The sequence below is a fragment of the Methylobacterium sp. BI1 genome, from assembly GCF_056680125.1.
This window is the reverse complement of record NZ_CM155267.1, coordinates 1255001-1273958: the sequence shown is the minus strand read 5'-3', so window position 1 is coordinate 1273958 and position 18958 is coordinate 1255001. Positions and strand designations below refer to the sequence as shown.

At 69.4% G+C, this 18958-nt stretch carries 16 protein-coding genes and 1 tRNA gene (1 of these 17 only partly in view); 11 read left to right on the top strand and 6 right to left on the bottom strand.

Annotated elements, in window-relative coordinates:
• Positions 1-12 precede the first annotated feature (12 nt).
• The 5 genes from lon to AC1MGR_RS06115 all read right to left on the bottom strand — a co-directional run bounded on the left by lon (position 13) and on the right by AC1MGR_RS06115 (position 6680).
• Positions 13-2439: an endopeptidase La gene (lon, locus tag AC1MGR_RS06135; RefSeq protein WP_108039326.1), complete on the bottom strand. Its 2427-nt coding sequence runs from the start codon at positions 2437-2439 to the stop codon at positions 13-15.
• 280 nt (positions 2440-2719) lie between these two features.
• The gene (gene clpX / locus AC1MGR_RS06130; protein ID WP_055955375.1) at positions 2720-3991 is read right to left on the bottom strand and encodes an ATP-dependent Clp protease ATP-binding subunit ClpX; all 1272 of its coding nucleotides are present in this window, start codon (positions 3989-3991) and stop codon (positions 2720-2722) included.
• Between the two features lie 222 nt (positions 3992-4213).
• Positions 4214-4840 (bottom strand): ATP-dependent Clp protease proteolytic subunit, encoded by a 627-nt coding sequence (locus AC1MGR_RS06125; protein ID WP_055955505.1) that lies wholly within the window; start codon positions 4838-4840, stop codon positions 4214-4216.
• A 132-nt stretch (positions 4841-4972) separates the two neighbouring features.
• On the bottom strand, positions 4973-6421 hold the full coding sequence (gene tig / locus AC1MGR_RS06120; protein ID WP_480233994.1) for a trigger factor: 1449 nt from the start codon (positions 6419-6421) through the stop codon (positions 4973-4975).
• A 174-nt stretch (positions 6422-6595) separates the two neighbouring features.
• Positions 6596-6680, bottom strand: a tRNA-Leu gene (locus AC1MGR_RS06115).
• Positions 6681-6913: 233 nt separating this feature from the next.
• On the opposite strand from AC1MGR_RS06115, the gene AC1MGR_RS06110 reads away from it, so the two are divergent.
• A complete protein-coding gene (locus tag AC1MGR_RS06110; RefSeq protein ID WP_480233993.1) occupies positions 6914-8383 on the top strand; it encodes a multicopper oxidase family protein in 1470 nt (489 codons plus the stop codon).
• Here AC1MGR_RS06110 and AC1MGR_RS06105 read toward each other — a convergent pair.
• The gene (locus tag AC1MGR_RS06105; protein ID WP_480233992.1) at positions 8380-9882 is read right to left on the bottom strand and encodes an NAD(P)H-hydrate dehydratase; all 1503 of its coding nucleotides are present in this window, start codon (positions 9880-9882) and stop codon (positions 8380-8382) included. The two genes, AC1MGR_RS06110 and AC1MGR_RS06105, sit on opposite strands and share 4 nt — an antisense overlap.
• A 206-nt stretch (positions 9883-10088) precedes the next feature.
• On the opposite strand from AC1MGR_RS06105, the gene AC1MGR_RS06100 reads away from it, so the two are divergent.
• The 10 genes from AC1MGR_RS06100 to rnr all read left to right on the top strand — a co-directional run.
• Positions 10089-10427 (top strand): P-II family nitrogen regulator, encoded by a 339-nt coding sequence (locus AC1MGR_RS06100; protein ID WP_003600526.1) that lies wholly within the window; start codon positions 10089-10091, stop codon positions 10425-10427.
• A gap of 675 nt (positions 10428-11102) precedes the next feature.
• Positions 11103-12515: a type I glutamate--ammonia ligase gene (gene glnA, locus AC1MGR_RS06095; RefSeq protein ID WP_108039334.1), complete on the top strand. Its 1413-nt coding sequence runs from the start codon at positions 11103-11105 to the stop codon at positions 12513-12515.
• Between the two features lie 190 nt (positions 12516-12705).
• Positions 12706-13413 carry a hypothetical protein gene (locus tag AC1MGR_RS06090; RefSeq protein WP_480233991.1) on the top strand — a complete coding sequence of 236 codons (708 nt, stop codon included), beginning with the start codon at positions 12706-12708 and terminating at the stop codon, positions 13411-13413.
• A 225-nt stretch (positions 13414-13638) separates the two neighbouring features.
• Positions 13639-14454, top strand: a complete 816-nt coding sequence (locus tag AC1MGR_RS06085; protein WP_480234729.1) for a quinoprotein dehydrogenase-associated SoxYZ-like carrier — start codon at positions 13639-13641, stop codon at positions 14452-14454.
• Positions 14432-15037 carry a rhodanese-like domain-containing protein gene (locus AC1MGR_RS06080; RefSeq protein WP_108039338.1) on the top strand — a complete coding sequence of 202 codons (606 nt, stop codon included), beginning with the start codon at positions 14432-14434 and terminating at the stop codon, positions 15035-15037. The genes AC1MGR_RS06085 and AC1MGR_RS06080 overlap by 23 nt, the downstream gene beginning before the upstream one ends.
• Before the next feature lie 35 nt (positions 15038-15072).
• Entirely contained in the window at positions 15073-15465 is a 393-nt protein-coding gene (locus AC1MGR_RS06075; protein ID WP_480233990.1) for a thioredoxin family protein, read from the top strand.
• Positions 15466-15474: 9 nt separating this feature from the next.
• Positions 15475-16194 carry a cytochrome c biogenesis CcdA family protein gene (locus AC1MGR_RS06070; protein ID WP_480233989.1) on the top strand — a complete coding sequence of 240 codons (720 nt, stop codon included), beginning with the start codon at positions 15475-15477 and terminating at the stop codon, positions 16192-16194.
• 82 nt (positions 16195-16276) lie between these two features.
• On the top strand, positions 16277-16855 hold the full coding sequence (locus tag AC1MGR_RS06065; protein WP_480233988.1) for an NADPH-dependent FMN reductase: 579 nt from the start codon (positions 16277-16279) through the stop codon (positions 16853-16855).
• 72 nt (positions 16856-16927) lie between these two features.
• Positions 16928-17266: a hypothetical protein gene (locus tag AC1MGR_RS06060; RefSeq protein WP_480233987.1), complete on the top strand. Its 339-nt coding sequence runs from the start codon at positions 16928-16930 to the stop codon at positions 17264-17266.
• Between the two features lie 145 nt (positions 17267-17411).
• Positions 17412-18958 carry the 5' portion of a ribonuclease R gene (rnr, locus tag AC1MGR_RS06055; protein ID WP_480233986.1) on the top strand. The gene runs 763 nt beyond the window's last position, so only the first 1547 of its 2310 coding nucleotides appear in the window; the start codon lies at positions 17412-17414; its stop codon lies off the right edge, out of view.

The window sequence follows — 18958 nt, the reverse complement described above, 5'->3', positions numbered from 1 at the left end:
TTGCATCGGTCCTCAGTGGGCGATGACCGTCGCGGAATCGTCGTCGGCGATGACCGGGCGGACCTTCGGAGCCGGCTCCTCCCACTCGATCGCCTCGGGGACGCGGACCAGGGCGTGCTGGAGCACCTGGTCCATCCGCGAGACGGGGATGATCTCCATCCCGTTCTTCACGCTGTCGGGCACCTCGGCGATGTCCTTGGCGTTCTCCTCGGGGATGAGGACCGTCTTGATCCCGCCGCGGAGTGCCGCGAGCAGCTTCTCCTTCAGACCGCCGATCGGGAGCACGCGGCCCCGCAGGGTGACCTCGCCCGTCATCGCCACGTCGCGGCGCACCGGGATGCCCGTCAGCGTCGAGATGATCGCGGTCGCCATGCCGATGCCGGCGGACGGACCGTCCTTCGGGGTCGCCCCCTCGGGAACGTGGACGTGGATGTCCCGGCGGTCGAACAGCGGCGGCTCGATGCCGAAGTCGACGGCCCGCGAGCGGACGTAGCTCGCCGCGGCGGAGATCGACTCCTTCATGACGTCGCGCAGGTTGCCCGTGACCGTCATCTTGCCCTTGCCGGGCATCATGACGCCCTCGATCGTCAGCAGCTCGCCGCCGACTTCCGTCCAGGCCAGACCTGTGACCACACCGACTTGATCCTCTTCGTCGATCTCGCCGTAGCGGAACTTCGGTGGCCCGAGGAAGACCGGCAGGTTCTCCTCGGTGACGTTGACGGCTTTCACCTTGGTGATGAGGATCTCCTTCACTGCCTTGCGGATCAGGTTGGAGATCTCACGCTCCAGGTTGCGGACGCCCGCCTCCCGCGTGTAGCGGCGGATGAGCATCAGCAGGCCGGAATCGTCGACCTGCCACTCCTTGGCGTCGAGACCGTGCTTCTTCACGGCGCCCGGGATCAGGTGCTTGCGCGCGATCTCGAGCTTCTCTTCCTCGGTGTAGCCGGCGATGCGGATCACCTCCATGCGGTCCATCAAGGGCGCAGGGATGTTCAGCGTGTTGGCCGTGGTGACGAACATCACGTTCGAGAGGTCGTAATCCACCTCCAGGTAGTGGTCGTTGAACGTGGCGTTCTGCTCCGGGTCGAGGACCTCCAGCAGGGCGGCCGACGGGTCGCCCCGGAAGTCCATGCCCATCTTGTCGATCTCGTCGAGCAGGATGAGCGGGTTCGAGGTCTTCGCCTTGCGCATCGACTGGACGATCTTGCCGGGCATCGAGCCGATATAGGTCCGGCGGTGACCGCGGATCTCGGCCTCGTCGCGCACGCCGCCGAGCGACATGCGCACGAACTCACGGCCCGTCGCCTTGGCGATGGACTTGCCGAGCGAGGTCTTGCCGACGCCGGGGGGACCGACGAGGCACAGGATCGGGCCCGTGAGCTTGTTCGCCCGCTGCTGCACGGCGAGGTACTCGACGATCCGCTCCTTCACCTTGTCGAGGCCGAAATGGTCCTCGTCGAGCATGACCTGGGCGCCGAGGAGATCCTTCTTGATCTTCGAGCGCTTGCCCCACGGGATACCGAGCATCCAATCGAGGTAGTTGCGCACCACGGTCGCCTCGGCCGACATCGGCGACATCTGGCGCAGCTTCTTGAGCTCCGCCACCGCCTTGTCGCGGGCTTCCTTGGTGAACTTGGTCTTCTCGATCTTCTCCTCGAGCTCGGCCAGCTCGTCCTTGCCGTCCTCGGAGTCGCCCAGCTCCTTCTGGATCGCCTTCATCTGCTCGTTGAGGTAGTACTCGCGCTGGGTCTTCTCCATCTGCCGCTTCACGCGGGTCCGGATGCGCTTCTCCACCTGGAGCACGGAGATCTCGCTCTCCATCAGCGACAGCACGCGCTCGAGGCGCTGCGCCACGGTGGGGATCTCCAGGATCGCCTGCTTGTCGGCGATCTTGACGGCGAGGTGCGAGCCGACGGTGTCGGCGAGCTTCGAGGGCTCGTCGATCTGGGTCACCGCGGAGACGACCTCGGGCGAGATCTTCTTGTTGAGCTTCACGTAGTTCTCGAACTCGGCGATGACCGAGCGCGCGAGGGCTTCCGCCTCGACGCTGTCACCGAGCTCGTCGGTGAGGGTCTCGGCCTCGGCCTCGTAATAGGTGTCGGACTTGGTGAAGCGCGAGATCTTGGCGCGGCCGGCGCCCTCGACCAGCACCTTCACGGTGCCGTCGGGCAGCTTCAGCAGCTGCAGCACGCTGGCGAGGGTGCCGATCTTGTAGATGGCGTCCGTCGAGGGGTCGTCCTCGCTGGCGTTGATCTGCGTGGCCAGCAGGATGTGCCGGTCGGTGCGGACCGCCTCCTCAAGAGCGCGGATCGACTTCTCGCGGCCGACGAAGAGCGGCACGATGATGTGGGGAAACACGACGATGTCGCGCAGGGGGAGGACGGCGTAAGAGCCCGTCGAGCCCGGAACGACGGGCTGGCGCGATTTCGATTGGGTCATATCGGACTTCCTCATGATGGACGCCGGGCAGTCGCTCCTCCTCCGGAGCAAGCATCCTGCCAGGGGCCGACCGGGCCGCGAGGGGGTCGGAAGTGTCTTAGGGGACAGTCTTGGGAGACAGTCGGGAAACGGTCTTGGACTGTGCGGCTGGTGGCGGGACACCGCACCTCAGAGGGTGAGCGTGCGGCCATCGCGCTGAGGCTTCAGATGGAAATCGGGGCGGATGTTTTCAAGCATCCGCCCCGTGGCTCGACCAGACCTGACGAGACCCGAACGGGCCTCAGGCGCTGACGCTGGCCGGGGCTTCCTTGTTGCGGTCGCCGTGGATGTAGAGCGGCCGGGCCTTGCCCTCGACGACCTCAGGGCCGATCACGACCTGCTCGACGGACTCGAGGCCCGGCAGGTCGTACATCGTCTCCAGGAGGATCGTCTCCAGGATGGAGCGCAGGCCACGGGCGCCGGTCTTCCGCTCGATCGCCTTGCGGGCGACCATGGAGAGCGCCTCTTCCTGAAAGGTCAGGTCGACGTTCTCCATCTCGAACAGGCGCTGGTACTGCTTGACCAGGGCGTTCTTGGGCTCCTGCAGGATGCGCTTGAGGGCGGTCTCGTCGAGGTCCTCCAGGGTCGCCAGCACGGGCAGGCGGCCGACGAACTCGGGGATGAGGCCGAACTTCAGCAGGTCCTCGGGCTCGACGTTGCGGAAGATCTCGCCGGTGCGGCGGTCATCCGGGGCCTGCACGGTCGCGCCGAAGCCGATCGAGGTGCCCTTGCCGCGCGCCGAGATGATCCGCTCCAGGCCCGCGAAGGCGCCGCCGCAGATGAACAGGATGTTGGTGGTGTCGACCTGCAGGAATTCCTGCTGAGGGTGCTTGCGGCCGCCCTGCGGAGGCACGGAGGCGACCGTGCCCTCCATGATCTTCAGCAGCGCCTGCTGCACGCCCTCGCCCGAGACGTCGCGGGTGATCGACGGGTTGTCGGACTTGCGCGAGATCTTGTCGATCTCGTCGATGTAGACGATGCCGCGCTGCGCCCGCTCGACGTTGTAGTCGGAGGCCTGGAGCAGCTTGAGGATGATGTTCTCGACGTCCTCACCGACGTAGCCGGCTTCCGTGAGGGTGGTAGCGTCCGCCATGGTGAACGGCACGTCGAGGATGCGAGCCAGGGTCTGGGCCAGCAGGGTCTTGCCCGAGCCGGTGGGCCCGATCAGCATGATGTTCGACTTCGCCAGCTCGACGTCGTTGTGCTTCGAGGCGTGGGCGAGGCGCTTGTAGTGGTTGTGGACCGCGACCGAGAGGACCTTCTTCGCGAAATCCTGGCCGATGACGTAGTCATCGAGGACGCGGCGGATCTCCTTGGGGGTCGGGACCCCGTCGCGCGACTTCACCAGGGAGGACTTGGACTCCTCGCGGATGATGTCCATGCACAGTTCGACACACTCGTCGCAGATGAACACCGTCGGGCCCGCGATCAGCTTGCGGACCTCGTGCTGGCTCTTGCCGCAAAACGAGCAGTACAGCGTGCTCTTTGAGTCGTTGCCGCCAGTCTTGCTCATATCGGTCTCCGTTCGCGGGCATGGCGCCGGTCCGGGGCGCACACGCATCCTTCGAATTTAATGGCGTCCGCCTAAAGAAACAGTCACCTGCGCGCATCTGCCGGCTTCGATCAGACTGGCGATGCAAGCACGCGACCGCGACGGGATCAAGGCAGGCGCCGAAATTGCGCCCCGCCTCGAAACGACGCGCCGGGCCGGACGGCCCGGCGGTCCCGGTCGGCTCTACGCGGCGACGGGCTCGGGCCGCTTCTGGATCACCTCGTCGATGAGCCCGAACTCCTTAGCGGCATCGGCCGTCATGAAGTTGTCGCGCTCCAGCGCCTGGACGATGGTGTCGTAGTCGCGGCCGGTGTGCTTCACGTAGATCTCGTTGAGGCGCTTCTTGAGGGCCTCGATCTCGCGGGCATGGATCAGGATGTCGGTGGCCTGGCCCTGGAAGCCGCCGGAGGGCTGGTGGACCATGATCCGGGCGTTCGGCAGGGCGAAGCGGTGGCCCGGCTCGCCGGCGGTGAGGAGCAGCGAGCCCATCGAGGCGGCCTGGCCGACGCAGAGCGTGGTGACGGGGCAGCGGATGAACTGCATGGTGTCGTAGATCGACAGGCCGGAGGTCACGACGCCGCCCGGCGAGTTGATGTAGAAGGAGATTTCCTTCTTGGGATTCTCGGCCTCGAGGAACAGAAGCTGCGCGACGATCAGCGACGCGCCGTAATCCTCGACCGGGCCGGTAAGGAAGATGATGCGCTCGCGCAGCAGGCGCGAGTAGATGTCGAAGGCACGCTCACCGCGGCTCGACTGCTCGACCACCATGGGCACGAGCGCGCTGTTATAATAGTCGACCGGATCTCTCATCATCACGTGCCCCAGCTACAAGGGGTCCGGCCGCGCCGCGAATCGGGCGCGCACCGGACGTTTCAGCGAACTACGGCGATGGTGAACATCGCCTTACTCTCGAGCCCGCCGCCCTCGTGGGAGCAGCGCGGCTCAGTCGGCCTTGGCGACGGCGGGCAGGCCCTCGTCGGTTCCGGTCGCGGCGGACTCGCTGGTCTCGCTCTTCGTCTCGGACTTGCCCTCGGCACCGGCCTCGGCGTCGTCCTCGTCGGCGAACAGCGCCTCCTTCGAGACGGGCTCCTCGACCAGCTTCACCTGCGCGAGCACGTGGTCGACGACCTTCTCCTCGAAGATCGGCGCACGGAGCTCGGCGAGCGCCTGGGCGTTCTTGCGGTAGAAGTCCCAGACCTGCTGCTCCTGGCCGGGATACTGCCGCACCCGGGCGATCAGCGCCTGGTTCACCTCGTCGTCCGAGACCTTGATATCGGCCGTCTCACCGACCTGTGCAAGCACCAAGCCGAGGCGGACGCGACGCTCGGCGATTTTGCGGTACTCGGCGGTCGCCTTCTCCTCGGTGGTGCCCTCGTCCTCGAAGGTCTTCTCGCGGGTCTTCAGGTCCTGCTCGACCTGCGCCCAGACGGCGGCGAACTCCTGGTGGACGAGGCTCGGGGGCAGCTCGAAGGCGTACTTGGTGTCGAGCGCGTCGAGCAGGTCCTTCTTCAGCTTACGGCGGGACTGCGCCTCGAAGTCGCTGCCGATGGCGGTGGCGACCGCCTCCTTGAGCTTCTCGAGGGATTCCATGCCGAAGGTCTTGGCGAGCTCGTCGTCGATCTTGGTCTCGCCGGGCGCCTGGATCGCCGTGACGGTCACGTCGAACTCGGCGTCCTTGCCGGCGAGGTGAGCGGCGCCGTAGGCCTCCGGGAAGGTCGACTTCACGACGCGCTTGTCACCGACCTTGGCGCCGACGAGCTGGTCCTCGAAGCCGGGGATGAAGGAACCGGAGCCGAGCTCCAGGTCGATGCCCTCGCCGGTGCCGCCCTCGAACTCGGTGCCGTCGATGCGGCCGACGAAGTCGATGGTGACGCGGTCGCCGGTCTCGGCGGCGGCACCCTCCTCGCGGGGCGCGAAGGACCGGTTGGACGAGGCCATACGGGTGATGGCCTCGTCGACCTCCGAGTCGGAGGGCTTGGCCACCTGCTTCGTCAGGCTGACGTCGGACAGGTCGACGAGCTCGAAGGTGGGCAGCACCTCTAGGGCGACGTTGAACGAGACGTCGTCCTTTGCGTCGAGGGCGCGCTCGACGATCGACTTCTCGCCAGGGAACTCGATCTTGGGCTCGAGGGCGAGCTTGAGATTGTTCTCGGTGACGATCTTCTGGTTCGCCTCGTTGACGGCGTTCTGCAGCACGTCCGCCATGACCGAGCGGCCGTAGAGCTTGCGCAGGTGCGCGACCGGCACCTTGCCGGGACGGAAGCCCTTGATCTGGGCCTTGTCCTTGAGGGTCGACAGCTCGCTGGTCAGGCGCTCCTCGAGCTCGTTCGCGGCGAGCAGGACCTGAAACTCGCGCTTCAGTCCCTGGGAGAGTGTCTCGGTCACCTGCATGGTCGTCTTTCCGCTGTCGTCCGTGTGATCGCGCAAATTCGGTTGGTCCCTCGCGGCCCGCCCCTGCGGGCCCCACGAGGTCGGCGCCGGAACGATGCGCCGCCCGGGGCCGGCTTCCTGCAGCGGGCCGGCCGGCCATCGCACTGAGCCAATCCGTTCCCGATGGCGATGGACTGGTGCGGGCGGAGGGGCTCGAACCCCCACGTCTTGCGACACTGGAACCTAAATCCAGCGCGTCTACCAGTTCCGCCACGCCCGCAAGCGCCAACGCCCGGCGCGCTTTCCGCCGCCAGAGCGGGGTCCTATAGCACGCGCGCCACGGGCCGCAGCAAAAAAATCGGGCCCCGCCCCGGATCGTCCCCGCGGCCGGCGACCGCCTCCGCGCGGGGATTTGGCGTCCGCCGAATCCGCATTCTACAAGCGCTGCCCGGACCACGAACGCCGCCCGGCCGCGCCCGCGCCCCGCCCTGCCCTCCCCGATGCCGAGGTTTCATGCCGAACACCCGATCGCTCGTCCCGAACGATCCCGTCTCGGCCTCGCGCCGCGCCCTGCTGGGCGGCGTCGCGGCCCTGGCCCTGCTGCCCCGCGGCGCCCGTGCGCAGGGGACGAAGGCGCCCCCGCCCCCCGCCGCAGCACCGCCGGCTCAAGCCACGGCGGGTCCCGCCCGCACCCTGACGGCGGCCCCCGGCGCCCTGCGGCTGAAGCCCGAGCCGGCCGCCCCGACGCCGGTCTGGTGCTTCGACGGCCAGACGACGCCCCCAGTGGTGCGGATCCGGCTCGGCGAGACGGCGCGGCTGAAGGTCGAGAACAGGACGGACAAGCCGCTCAGCCTGCACTGGCACGGGGTACGCAACCAGAACCCCATGGACGGCGTCGGCGGCGTCACCCAGCCGCCGATCGCCCCGGGCGCCGACTTCACCTACGCGTTCGTGCCGCCGGATGCCGGCACCTTCCTGATTCGTCCCCTGGTGGTCGGCGGGTCGAGCGAGCCCTCCGGCCGGGGCCTCGCCGGCGCCCTGGTGGTCGAGGAGGCCACGCCTCCCGCCGTGGACCAGGACCTGACGCTGCTGATGCAGGACTGGCGGCTCGACGACGCGACCACCCTGCTGCCCTTCGGCCAGCCGCTCTTCGCGGCGAGCTCGGGGCGCCTGGGCAACATCGTCACCCTCAACGGCGTGCCGGTGCCGGCCCCGATCACCGCCCGTCCGGGCAGCCGTCTGCGCCTGCGCCTCGGCAACGTCTGCAACGCCCGCGGCACCCGCATCCGCTTCGACGGCGTAAAGGTCTACGTGCTGGCGGTCGACGGCCAGCCCACCGACACCTTCGAGCCCCTGCGGGCCACCCTGCCCTTCCCGCCCGGCACCCGCTACGACCTGATGCTCGACATGCCTACCGAGGCCGGCGCCAAGGGCGCGATCACGGCGCTGATCGGGAACGGCATCGCCCTCGCGACCCTCGCGACCACGACGGAGTCCGCCGCACCGCCGCGGCCGCCGATCGCCAAGATCGGCGACAACCCGCTGCTGCCGGCGGAAGTGAAGCTGCAGAACGCGGTCCGGCGCGACATCACCCTCACGGGGGGCGCCCGGGTCGACAAGGACAAGCCCGCCGCCGAGCCGGTCTATACCGGCGATCCCGCCCGGGTCTGGTCGGTGAACGGCGCCCCCGGCACGGCCGGCATGGCGCCGCTGTTCTCGGTCAAGCGCGGCCAGGTCGTAGTGCTGGCGATCCGGAACGAGACCGCGTTCCCACAGTCGCTGCACCTGCACGGCCACGTCTTCCGGCTGCTCCACCCCCTCGACGACGGCTGGGAGCCCTACTGGCTCGACACCTTCCAGCTTCTGGAAGGGCGTACGGCGCGGATCGCCTTCAAGGCCGACAATCCGGGGCGCTGGCTCATCAGCGCCACGGTGCTGGAGCGCTTCGACACCGGGCTCTGGACCCTGTTCGAGGTGACCTAGGCCAGCAGCGCGCCGAGAACCTCGGGCATCATCTCCGGCAGGTCCTCGGCGATGAGGCCCGGCCCGTGGCGCAAGCCGGCATCGCCGTGGAGCCAGACCGCCGCCGCGGCCGCCTCGAAGGGCGCCATGCCCTGCGCCAGGAGCCCCGCGATGAGGCCGGCCAGGACGTCGCCGGCGCCGGCGGTGCCGAGATAAGGCGTGCCGTGATCGTTGATGGCGGCCCGTCCGTCCGGGGCGGCGACGACCGTGTCGGCGCCCTTCAGGACCACGACGGCGCCGGCCAGGGCGGCGGCGCGGCGGGCGCGCGTCAGCTTGTCCGCCTCCGGATCCGCCGCGTCCGTCCCCTCGAACAGGCGGGCGAATTCCCCATCGTGCGGCGTCAGCACCGCGGTGGACCCGCCGTCCGAGAGGTGCGCCCCCAGGAGAGCGGCCTGCCCCTTGAAGCTCGTCAGGGCGTCGGCATCGAGGACCAGGGTGCGGCCCGCCGCGGCGGCCACCGCCACCAGGTCGCGGGTGGCCGCGCCGACCCCGAGGCCCGGACCGGCCAGGACGACGTTGAGGCGCTCGTCCACGAGGAGGTCGTCGAGGTCGTCGGCGCTGTCGCAGGCGCGCAGCATGATCGCCGTGCAATGGGCGGCGTTCTCCGCCAGGGCGCCGCTCGGCGAGACCAGGGTGACGAGGCCGGCGCCCACCCGCAGGGCGGCGCGGGCCGCCATCCGGGCCGCCCCCGTGCGGGTGGCGGGGCCAGACAGGACCAGGGCGTGCCCGCGCGTGTACTTGTGGCTGGCGGCGCTCAGGCGCGGAAAGGCCGCCTCCCAGAGGCCGGGGCCGTTGCGCCAGGCCGGCGCGGCCCCGGCGAGGCTCGCCTCCAGGGCGTCCGCCCCGGTGCCGATCTCGGCCACCTGCAGGCTGCCGCAATGGCTCCGTCCGGGCTGAAGCAGATGTCCGGGCTTGAGGGCCACGAAGGTGACGGTCTCGGTGGCCCGCACCGCGATGCCGCGCACGGCGCCGGTATCCCCGTCGATTCCGCTCGGCACGTCGACGGCGAGGACGGGACAGGCGGCCTGCCCGAGCCGCTCCACCAGGGCGGCGACGTCATCCGCGAGGTCTCGGGCGAGGCCCGCTCCGAACAGGGCATCGATCACGAGGTCGTAGTCCGAGAGGTCGCCGACTGCGCCGAGAACGAGCACCGGCCCGGTCCAGCCCTTCGCCGCCTCGGCCGCATCCCCGGACAAACCCGCAGGCGGCACCAGTCCGGCGAGGTCGACCGGATGGCCGGCCTCGACGAGGCGGCGGGCCGCCACGTAGCCGTCGCCGCCATTGTTGCCGGGTCCGCACAGGACCAGGATGCGCCCGCCCGTCCCGGCCAGCGCCCGGGCGCGCTCCGCCACGGCGGCTCCGGCCCGCTCCATCAGGGCGAGGCCGGCGGTCCCGGCCGCGATCGCCGCCGCATCGACCCGGCGCATCGCCTCGACGTTGAGCAGACGCAGGGTGGTCATCGGGGTTTCCTTCGGCGTTTCGGGCTGGGCTGCTCGTATGAGGCTCATGAAACGGCCTCAACTCCGCCAATCGCCCAAACGATTTGCGGTGCGTGCATATTCGTTGTGCAGTTTTCCGCCCTCACCGAACAAATCGGCGTGGCGAAGGCCGGACGGCGATGATACCAACGATGGATCAAGCAGCATCGAGGTCAGGCCCGCCCGGCATGAAGAAGATCGAAGCGATCATCAAGCCTTTCAAACTGGACGAGGTGAAGGAAGCTCTTCAGGAGGTTGGCCTCCAGGGCATCACCGTGATCGAGGCGAAGGGCTTCGGACGCCAGAAGGGCCACACCGAGCTCTATCGCGGGGCCGAGTACGTGGTCGACTTCCTGCCCAAGGTGAAGCTCGAGATCGTCCTGTCGGATGCGCTGGTGGAGGGTGCCGTCGAGGCGATCCGCAAGTCGGCCCAGACCGGTCGCATCGGCGACGGCAAGATCTTCGTCTCGACCATCGAGGAAGCCATCCGCATCCGCACCGGCGAGACCGGGACCGACGCGATCTGAGCTGGCGCGCCTCGCCCCCTTGGCGCAGGCACCCTGCCGCTCGAGCCGGTCCGCGATCCGCGAGATTGGCGTGATGCCCACCCGATCCGACAGGCCGTCTCCGGGTGCCGCACGGACGACGTTCCGGATCATCCGCCTTCCCACCACCATCCCCTGCGCCGGACCGGCAGCGTGGCCCCGCTCGGCTCGGTACGACTGAACGGGCGCCGGACTTCGCCTGGGACGCCGACGAATGGGTCGGCCACCCGGCGGAGGGCATCCGGAGGCGCAAGCGCCTGAAAACCGGACAGAGCCTTGCCGGCAGAGCCTTGCCGGCAGAGTCTTCCGGACGCGACGGGGTTTGAAGGCGCTGACGGGCCCGGTCTCCGCCGCCCGATTTCATCACGGCTGTCCGGCCCGGCCAAGATGGGTGAAAGACAGAACTAAGTTTCTGTTTTTGCGGATCTTCTCCCGGCCGCTCCGAGCTGGTCCGCGTGAAATTGCGCTGGCCGGAAGGCTTCACCTGCGCTAAACGCTCGACGCCCAAGACGCTCGACGTGCCAGACGCTTGACGCCTGGGACGCTTGGCGCCGAAGACGCTTGACGCCGAAGACCCTTCCGCTCTGCGGCGCGCCGGTGCCCGCTGCGGCAAAACCACGGCCGCAACGGGCCGAGACATGAAGGAGACCCCCAAGGATGGCCAAGACTGCAGCCGACGTCCTGAAGGAAATCAAGGACAACGACGTCAAGTACGTCGACCTTCGGTTCACCGATCCGCGCGGTAAGTGGCAGCACGTCACGTTCGACGTCTCGCTCATCGACGACGACATGTTCTCCGAAGGCACGATGTTCGACGGCTCGTCGATCGCCGGCTGGAAGGCCATCAACGAATCCGACATGCTGCTGATGCCGGACCCGGCGACCGCCTGCATGGACCCGTTCTTCTCGGCCTCGACCATGTCGATCGTCTGTGACGTGCTCGAGCCCTCCACGGGCGCGCCCTACAGCCGCGACCCGCGCGGCACCGCCAAGCTGGCCGAGGCCTTCCTCAAGTCCACCGGCATCGGTGACACCATCTATGTCGGCCCCGAGGCCGAGTTCTTCGTATTCGACGACGTCAAGTTCGGCGCCGACCCGTACCACACCGGCTTCCAGCTCGACTCGACCGAGCTGCCGACCAACGGCTTCACCGACTACGAGGGCGGCAACCTCGGCCACCGCGTCGCCACCAAGGGCGGCTACTTCCCGGTGCCGCCGCAGGATTCGGCGCAGGACATGCGCGGCGAGATGCTGGCCGCCATGCAGTCCATGGGCGTGAAGGTCGAGAAGCACCACCACGAGGTGGCGTCCGCCCAGCACGAACTGGGCATGAAGTTCGACACCCTGACGCTGCTCGCCGACCACATGCAGATCTACAAGTACTGCATCCACCAGGTCGCCCAGAGCTACGGCAAGACCGCGACGTTCATGCCGAAGCCGGTCTACGGCGACAACGGCTCGGGCATGCACGTGCACCAGTCGATCTGGAAGGACGGCAAGCCGCTCTTCGCCGGCGACAAGTACGCCGACCTCTCGCAGGAGTGCCTCTGGTACATCGGCGGCATCATCAAGCACGCCAAGGCGCTGAACGCCTTCACCAACCCGTCGACGAACTCCTACAAGCGCCTGGTACCCGGCTACGAAGCCCCCGTGCTGCTCGCCTACTCGGCGCGCAACCGCTCGGCCTCCTGCCGCATCCCGTGGACGACGAACCCGAAGGCCAAGCGCGTCGAGGTCCGCTTCCCCGACCCGATGGCGAACCCCTACCTCGCCTTCTCGGCCCTGCTGATGGCCGGCCTCGACGGCATCATCAACAAGATCGATCCGGGCGCGGCCATGGACAAGGATCTCTACGACCTGCCGCCGCGCGAGCTGAAGAAGATCCCCACCGTCTGCGGCTCGCTCCGTGAGGCCCTGCAGAACCTCGACCGCGACCGCGCCTTCCTCAAGGCCGGCAACGTCTTCACCGACGACCAGATCGATTCCTTCATCGAGCTGAAGATGACCGAGGTGATGCGCTACGAGATGACCCCGCACCCGGTCGAGTTCACGATGTACTACTCGCTCTGAGAGCGACCGAGCCGGGCCGCGCGCCCGGCTCACCGGATGACGGCGCAACGCCGGGGCCTCGCACGGGGCTCCGGCGTTGTGCGTTTCCAGCGACCTGCGGAATCCCGACCGTGGGTCGCGGCAGGCTCCGAAGGCGGAACCATGACCCTGCCAGCGGGCTTGCCGCCCCGACGTGAGGGCCGGGACCGGGATGCAGACGGACGACCAGATTCAGCGATCCCGGCGGGGCGACCGCCTGGAGCGCACCAATGCCCTGGTGCAGACCCTCGCGATCCTCGCGGCCGGCGCATGGGCGGTCTACACCTTCATCTACGAGGCCCGGATCAAGCCGGCCCTGGAGCCGCCTGCCGTCTCGGTGACCACGAGCCTCGTGCGGGCCGGTGAGCGCGACCGGCACGTCGCCATCCGCTCCACGGTGACGCGCAAGAACGTCGGCCAGACCGGCGTGCGCGTACTCGGCCTCGTCTACAACGTTACGGGGGTACGGGTGCGCTTCGATGCGTCCTCCGGCGGCAAGCCCGCGGACGGGCAGGCGTCGGCGGATCGCACACGGACGGCGCGCGCCTACGACTTCGCGGGTCCCGGCGAGGCGATCCTGCGCGAGGGCCGGCTGTTCGCCGGCGCCACCGCGACGGGGGGCGAGCCCTCCGATCTCAATCCCGGCGAGTCGGTCTCGCGCGACCTCATCGTCTATGCCGATCGCGACCGCTTCGATTTCGTCCGCTTCGAGGTCAGCCTCGCCTACACCAAGGGCGACGAACCCCCGGTGCTCCTGACTTTCGAGACCGCCCCGGACGGGACCCTCGCGTTGAAGCCCGACGCGGATTGCCGGGCGGACCCGCAGACCTGCGATCGGCTCAAGACCACGGATTTCGGCACGGAATTCTCGCTCTGGTAGGGGCACGCGACACGGCGACATCGATTCGGCGACGAAGACGGATGCGTCGACGAATCGAACGCCCTGACGTGCCCGACGCCTCGTCACGCAATCTTGCGCAAGATATCTCCGCACCCCACCATCCGAACTCGGACTTTCGTGGCGCATTGGCGTAAGCAGGCTGCAAAGGCCACCGCTGTCGCGAGAAGGCCTGCACGATCGTGCGAGGAGTGAAACGCCATGCGGATGTCCCACCGCGCCGCCGCCCTGAGTGCCGGCCTGTTCCTCGCGGCCCTGGCCGTACCCGTCACCGTCCGGGCCGCAGCCGGTGACGACGTCGCCGAGCGCGACGCGCGCTGGAAGGAGCTGCAGCAATCGATCTTCGGGAACCGCCCGGTCGAGACCGCCAAGCCGCTGGTGCGGATGGACCTTCCCGACCGCGCCAACGACGCCTCCCTCGTGCCCCTGACCCTGACGATCGCCGACAAGGACCGGATCAAGGGCCTCTACCTCGTCATCGACGACAACCCGGCGCCCCTCGCCGCGCACTTCACCTTCGGCCCCGCCGCCGATCCCGAGGAACTCAAGCTGCGCGTCCGGGTGAACACCTACACCAACGTCCATGCGGTCGCGGAGACCAAGGATGGAGCGCTGGTGCAGACCACCCAATTCGTGAAGGCCTCCGGCGGCTGCTCGGCGCCCATGGGCATGACCGACGAGGAAGCGATGAAGGGCATGGGCGACATGCGCCTGAAATTCGCCGATGCGGCCCCGGGCAAGCCCATCGGCGCGACCCTGATGATCCGCCATCCGAACTTCACCGGCCTGCAGATGAACCAGGTCAGCCGCGAGTACACGCCGGCGCGCTACATCAACCGGATCAGCGTCAACTACGGTGGCAAGAACGTCTTCGTGATGGAGGGCGACATCTCCATCTCGGCCAACCCGGTGATCAATTTCGCCATGCTCCCCGAGGGCAAGGGACCGGTCACGGTGGTGACGCAGGACAACCAGGGCGGACGCTGGGAGCACAGCTTCGATGCACCGGTCGCCAGCAACTGAGCGCCTCTGCGGGGTCGCGGCGGTCCTCCTGGCGGTCACGGTTCTGACCGCCGCGGCCCCGGCAGTCTCGCCGGTCGACGTCCCCGAGCCGGCCGGCCTGTGGGAGGGTGCGCTCCAGGGCTACACCCCCAAGTCCCTGGCGGGCGCCACGGTGGTCGACGGGCCCAAGCTCGACGCCCTGATCGCGACCGGCTCGGCGTTGCTGATCGACGTGTCCGACGCCGACCCGACACCGCCGAACCAGCCGGCCGGGCGCCTGTGGCGGCCGATCCACCGGGCCATCCCGGACAGCACCTGGCTGCCGGGGGCCGGGTCGGGCACCCTCTCGGCGCCGGAGCAGACCGCCCTCGCCGATCGGGTCGCGGCCCTGACGCAGGGAGACCGCGGCCGGGCGATCGTCACCTACTGCCACCCGGATTGCTGGGGCAGCTGGAACCTCGGCAAGCGCCTCGTCGGTCTCGGCTACCGGAACGTCCACTGGTATCCCGAGGGCATCGAGGGGTGGCAGGAACGGCACGACACGGCGGCGATCCGCCCCGACGAAACCTGGACGCGACGCGCCAAGGACGGCGCCGGGCCATGAGGCCCGATCCACATCAAGCCGAGGCTAGGCCTTCCATGCTGTACCGCCGCTCGCTCCTCGCCCTCCTGGCCCTGGCGCCCCTCGCCCTCGCGGGGCCAGTCCGCGCCGCCGAGAGCGTGCCCTTCACCCCGGAGGCCTTCGCCGCCGCACAGAATGCGGGCAAGCCGATCCTCGTCGAGGTCAGCGCACCCTGGTGCCCGATCTGCAAGACCCAGAAGCCGATCCTGGCCAAGCTCGCCGAGCAGCCCCGCTTCAAGGATCTCGTCATCTTCGACGTGGATTTCGACACCCGGAAGGACGTGCTGCGGCAGTTCAACGCCCGCATGCAGAGCACCCTGATCGCCTTCAAGGGCGAGACCGAGACCGGCCGCTCGGTGGGCGAGACCCAGCCCGAGTGGATCGAGGGCCTCGTCGAGAAGACCCTCTAGGGCGACCCCGTGGGCACCAGCCTGGGACTGGCCTTCCTCGCCGGCCTGCTGTCGGTGCTCTCGCCCTGCGTGCTGCCGCTGCTGCCGCTGGTCCTCGGCGCCGCCGCCTCCGAGCACCGGCTCGGGCCGCTGGCGCTGGCCTCCGGCCTCGCCCTCTCCTTCGTGGCGATCGGCCTGTTCGTGGCCACGATCGGCTTCGGCCTCGGGCTCGACACCGGGATCTTCCGGACGGGCGCCGCCGTCCTGATGATCCTGCTCGGCGTGGTGCTGATGCTGCCGGCGGCGCAGACACGGCTCGCCGTCGCCGCCGGCCCCTTGAGCAACTGGACCGAGGCGCGCTTCGGCGGCCTCTCCACTGCCGGCCTCTCGGGGCAGTTCGGGGTCGGTCTCCTCCTCGGCGCGGTCTGGAGCCCCTGTGTCGGGCCGACCCTTGGGGCCGCCTCGCTCCTCGCGTCCCAGGGGCGCGACCTCGGCGCCGTCGCCCTCACCATGTTCTTGTTCGGCCTCGGCGCGGCCCTCCCCCTTGTCGTCCTCGGCACCCTGTCCCGCGCCACCCTGGTGGGCTGGCGCGACCGGATGATGGGCCTCGGGAAGGGCCTCAAACTCGCCCTCGGGCTCATCCTCGTGGTGACGGGGCTGGCGATCGTGCTGGGGACCGACAAGGCGCTGGAGACGCTGCTCGTCGATGCCTCTCCCGACTGGCTCACGCGGCTGACGACGCGGTTCTGACGATGGAGCCACCGGGGCGGCGGGCTTGGTGGCCACCGGCACTCCGGCGTATCCAGGGACGGCATCCCCCGGAGGTCCTCCCATGTCCCTCGTCGTCCCCGTCATTCTCGGCTCGGTCCGCTCCGACCGGCAGGGCCTGCGCGCCGCCCGCTTCGTCATCCGCGAGCTGGAGAGCCGGGGCATCGAGGCGCCGCTGGTGGACCCGGCCGAGCTGAAGCTCCCCCTCCTCGACCGGATGTACAAGGAATACCCGAAGGGCGAGGCGCCCGCCGTCCTTGAAGAACTGGCGACGCTCTACCGACGCTCGGACGCCTTCCTGGTCGTCTCGGCCGAGTACAACCACTCGATTCCGCCGGCTCTCTCGAACACCCTCGACCACTTCCTGGAAGAGTATTCCTGGCGGCCCTCCGGGATCGTCTGCTACTCGGCCGGCCAGTACGGCGGCGTCCGTGCGGCGATGCAGCTGCGGGCGATGATGGCGGAGCTCGGCGCCGCGAGCATTCCTTCGCTGCTGCCGATCCCCCGCATCGGCAAGGCCCTGGACGAGGCCGGAGCGGCCCAGGACGACTGGCTGCCGAAGGCCGCCAAGCGCTTCCTCGATGAGCTGGTCTGGTATGCCGAGGCCCTGCGGGCGCAGCGGGCGACGGGAACGCCCTACTGAGGCGCCTCGGCACACGGTCTGGCGCGAGGCTTGCCCCGGGTCCGGACCGATCCCTCGCGCCGAGCGCCCTTCATGTCCGAGACCGCCACGGAACTGCGCACCCTCCTCGCCAACCTCGTGCGGGCCGCCCTGATGTCCGACGACCGGGCGAGCGCCCTCTGGCGCGAGGCTGCACGCCAGAGTCAGGCAAAGCTCGCGGCGGACCCGGACGGCACGAAGAGCCTGAACATCGAGGGCTTCTGGACCCAGGGCGTGCGCGAGGCCGAAGCGCCCGCGTACCGCGAGGCGGAGGCGCACGTGGAGTTCGGCTTCCCGGCCCTCTGTCCGTTCACCCTGGCCGAACTCACCGCGCCCGGCTTCGACGTCGACGCGGCGGTCGAGCGCCTGCGCAAGTCCGCCGCCACCGGCTGAACCATGTTGAGGGCCGGGCCAGCGCCGTTGCCGGTGCGGGGTTCAGCGCCCATGTTAAGACCTCGTCGTCGGGTCGCGATCCCGCCCCCGGCGAGACACGTCCTCTTCGCGTATGGCTTCGCGCCCACGCAGCGAGCCGGATCCCTTGGCAAAACGCATCAATCCCAATCCCGGCGCCGCCGGCCTTCCCTCCCGCGAGCAGATCCTCGCCTTCATCTCCGCCTCGACCGAGAAAGTCGGCAAGCGCGAGATCGCGGCGGCCTTCAACATCAAGGGCGCCAACCGGATCGGCCTGAAGCGCATCCTGAAGGAGATCGAGGAGGACGGCGCCATCGCCCGCGGGCGCGGCGGCCTCGCGCCCTCCGGCCGCCTGCCGCCGGTGGTCCTCGCCGACATCACCGCCCGCGACCGCGACGGGGAATTCCTGGCAAGCCCCGCCGAGTGGGATGTGGGCAACGGCGCCCCCCCGAAGATCACCGTGCCCACGCCCCGCGGCGGCAAGCGCCCGGGCCAGCCGGCGCCCGGCATCGGCGACCGCGTGCTCATGCGTGTGGAGGCCAGCTCCGGCGAGCCGGGCCGCTATACCGGTCGCGTCATCAAGGTGCTGGGCAAGAACAAGTCCGACATCATCGGCGTCTTCCGCGTCGGCCCCGAGGGCGGGCGCATCATCCCCGTCGAGAAGCGGGCACAGGGCCGGGAGGTCGCGATCCCCGCCGGGGAGGAGGGGGAGGCCCGCGACGGCGATCTCGTCAGCGTCACACTCCAGCGCGAGAGCCGCTTCGGCCTGCCCCAGGGCCGGGTGCGCGAGCGCCTCGGCTCCCTGGGTTCGGAGAAGGCGATCAGCCTGATCGCCCTGCATCTCCACCACATCCCCCACGTCTTCGCCGCCGCCACCCTGGCGGAGGCCGACGCCGTGGTGCCGGTGGGCCAAGACGGGCGCGAGGATTGGCGCGACGCGCCGCTCCTGACCATCGATCCGCCGGATGCCAAGGACCACGACGACGCCGTGATGGCGGTCCCCGATCCCGACCCGGCCAATCCGGGCGGGTTCGTCGTCACCGTGGCCATCGCCGACGTCGCCGCCTACGTGCGCCCGGGCTCGGCGCTGGACCGCGAGGCGCTCCTGCGCGGAAACTCGGTCTACTTCCCCGACCGGGTCGTGCCGATGCTGCCCGAGCGCATCTCCAACGACCTCTGCTCCTTGCGCGAGGCGGAGGACCGGCCGGCCCTGGCCGTCCGCATGGTGATCGACGGCGAGGGCACCAAGCGCCGGCACAGCGTCCACCGGGTGATGATGCGCTCGCGGGCCAAGCTCAGCTACGCCCAGGCCCAGGCCGCCATCGACGGCTTCCCCGACGCGGTCACCACGCCCCTCCTCGAGCCCGTGCTGCGCCCCCTCTGGGCCGCCTACGAGGCCCTGCGGCGCGCCCGCGACGCCCGCGGACCGCTGGCCCTCGACCTGCCGGAGCGCAAGGTGCTGCTCACGGCGGACGGGGCGGTCGACCGCGTGGTGATCCCGGCCCGCCTCGACGCCCACCGGCTCATCGAGGAGTTCATGATCCAGGCCAACGTCGCGGCGGCCGAGACCCTGGAGCAGGCGCGCCAGCCGCTGATCTACCGGGTGCACGACGAGCCCGCCTTGGAGAAGATGCGGGCCCTCGGCGAGGTGCTCGCCTCCATCGGCATCAAGCT

Bases quoted from the DNA above. Each gene is read 5' to 3' on its own strand.
- lon (WP_108039326.1), bottom strand. From the start codon at position 2,439: ATGACCCAATCGAAATCGCGCCAGCCCGTCGTTCCGGGCTCGACGGGC.
- clpX (WP_055955375.1), bottom strand. From the start codon at position 3,991: ATGAGCAAGACTGGCGGCAACGACTCAAAGAGCACGCTGTACTGCTCG.
- AC1MGR_RS06125 (WP_055955505.1), bottom strand. From the start codon at position 4,840: ATGAGAGATCCGGTCGACTATTATAACAGCGCGCTCGTGCCCATGGTG.
- tig (WP_480233994.1), bottom strand. From the start codon at position 6,421: ATGCAGGTGACCGAGACACTCTCCCAGGGACTGAAGCGCGAGTTTCAG.
- AC1MGR_RS06110 (WP_480233993.1), top strand. From the start codon at position 6,914: ATGCCGAACACCCGATCGCTCGTCCCGAACGATCCCGTCTCGGCCTCG.
- AC1MGR_RS06105 (WP_480233992.1), bottom strand. From the start codon at position 9,882: ATGACCACCCTGCGTCTGCTCAACGTCGAGGCGATGCGCCGGGTCGAT.
- AC1MGR_RS06100 (WP_003600526.1), top strand. From the start codon at position 10,089: ATGAAGAAGATCGAAGCGATCATCAAGCCTTTCAAACTGGACGAGGTG.
- glnA (WP_108039334.1), top strand. From the start codon at position 11,103: ATGGCCAAGACTGCAGCCGACGTCCTGAAGGAAATCAAGGACAACGAC.
- AC1MGR_RS06090 (WP_480233991.1), top strand. From the start codon at position 12,706: ATGCAGACGGACGACCAGATTCAGCGATCCCGGCGGGGCGACCGCCTG.
- AC1MGR_RS06085 (WP_480234729.1), top strand. From the start codon at position 13,639: ATGTCCCACCGCGCCGCCGCCCTGAGTGCCGGCCTGTTCCTCGCGGCC.
- AC1MGR_RS06080 (WP_108039338.1), top strand. From the start codon at position 14,432: ATGCACCGGTCGCCAGCAACTGAGCGCCTCTGCGGGGTCGCGGCGGTC.
- AC1MGR_RS06075 (WP_480233990.1), top strand. From the start codon at position 15,073: ATGCTGTACCGCCGCTCGCTCCTCGCCCTCCTGGCCCTGGCGCCCCTC.
- AC1MGR_RS06065 (WP_480233988.1), top strand. From the start codon at position 16,277: ATGTCCCTCGTCGTCCCCGTCATTCTCGGCTCGGTCCGCTCCGACCGG.
- AC1MGR_RS06060 (WP_480233987.1), top strand. From the start codon at position 16,928: ATGTCCGAGACCGCCACGGAACTGCGCACCCTCCTCGCCAACCTCGTG.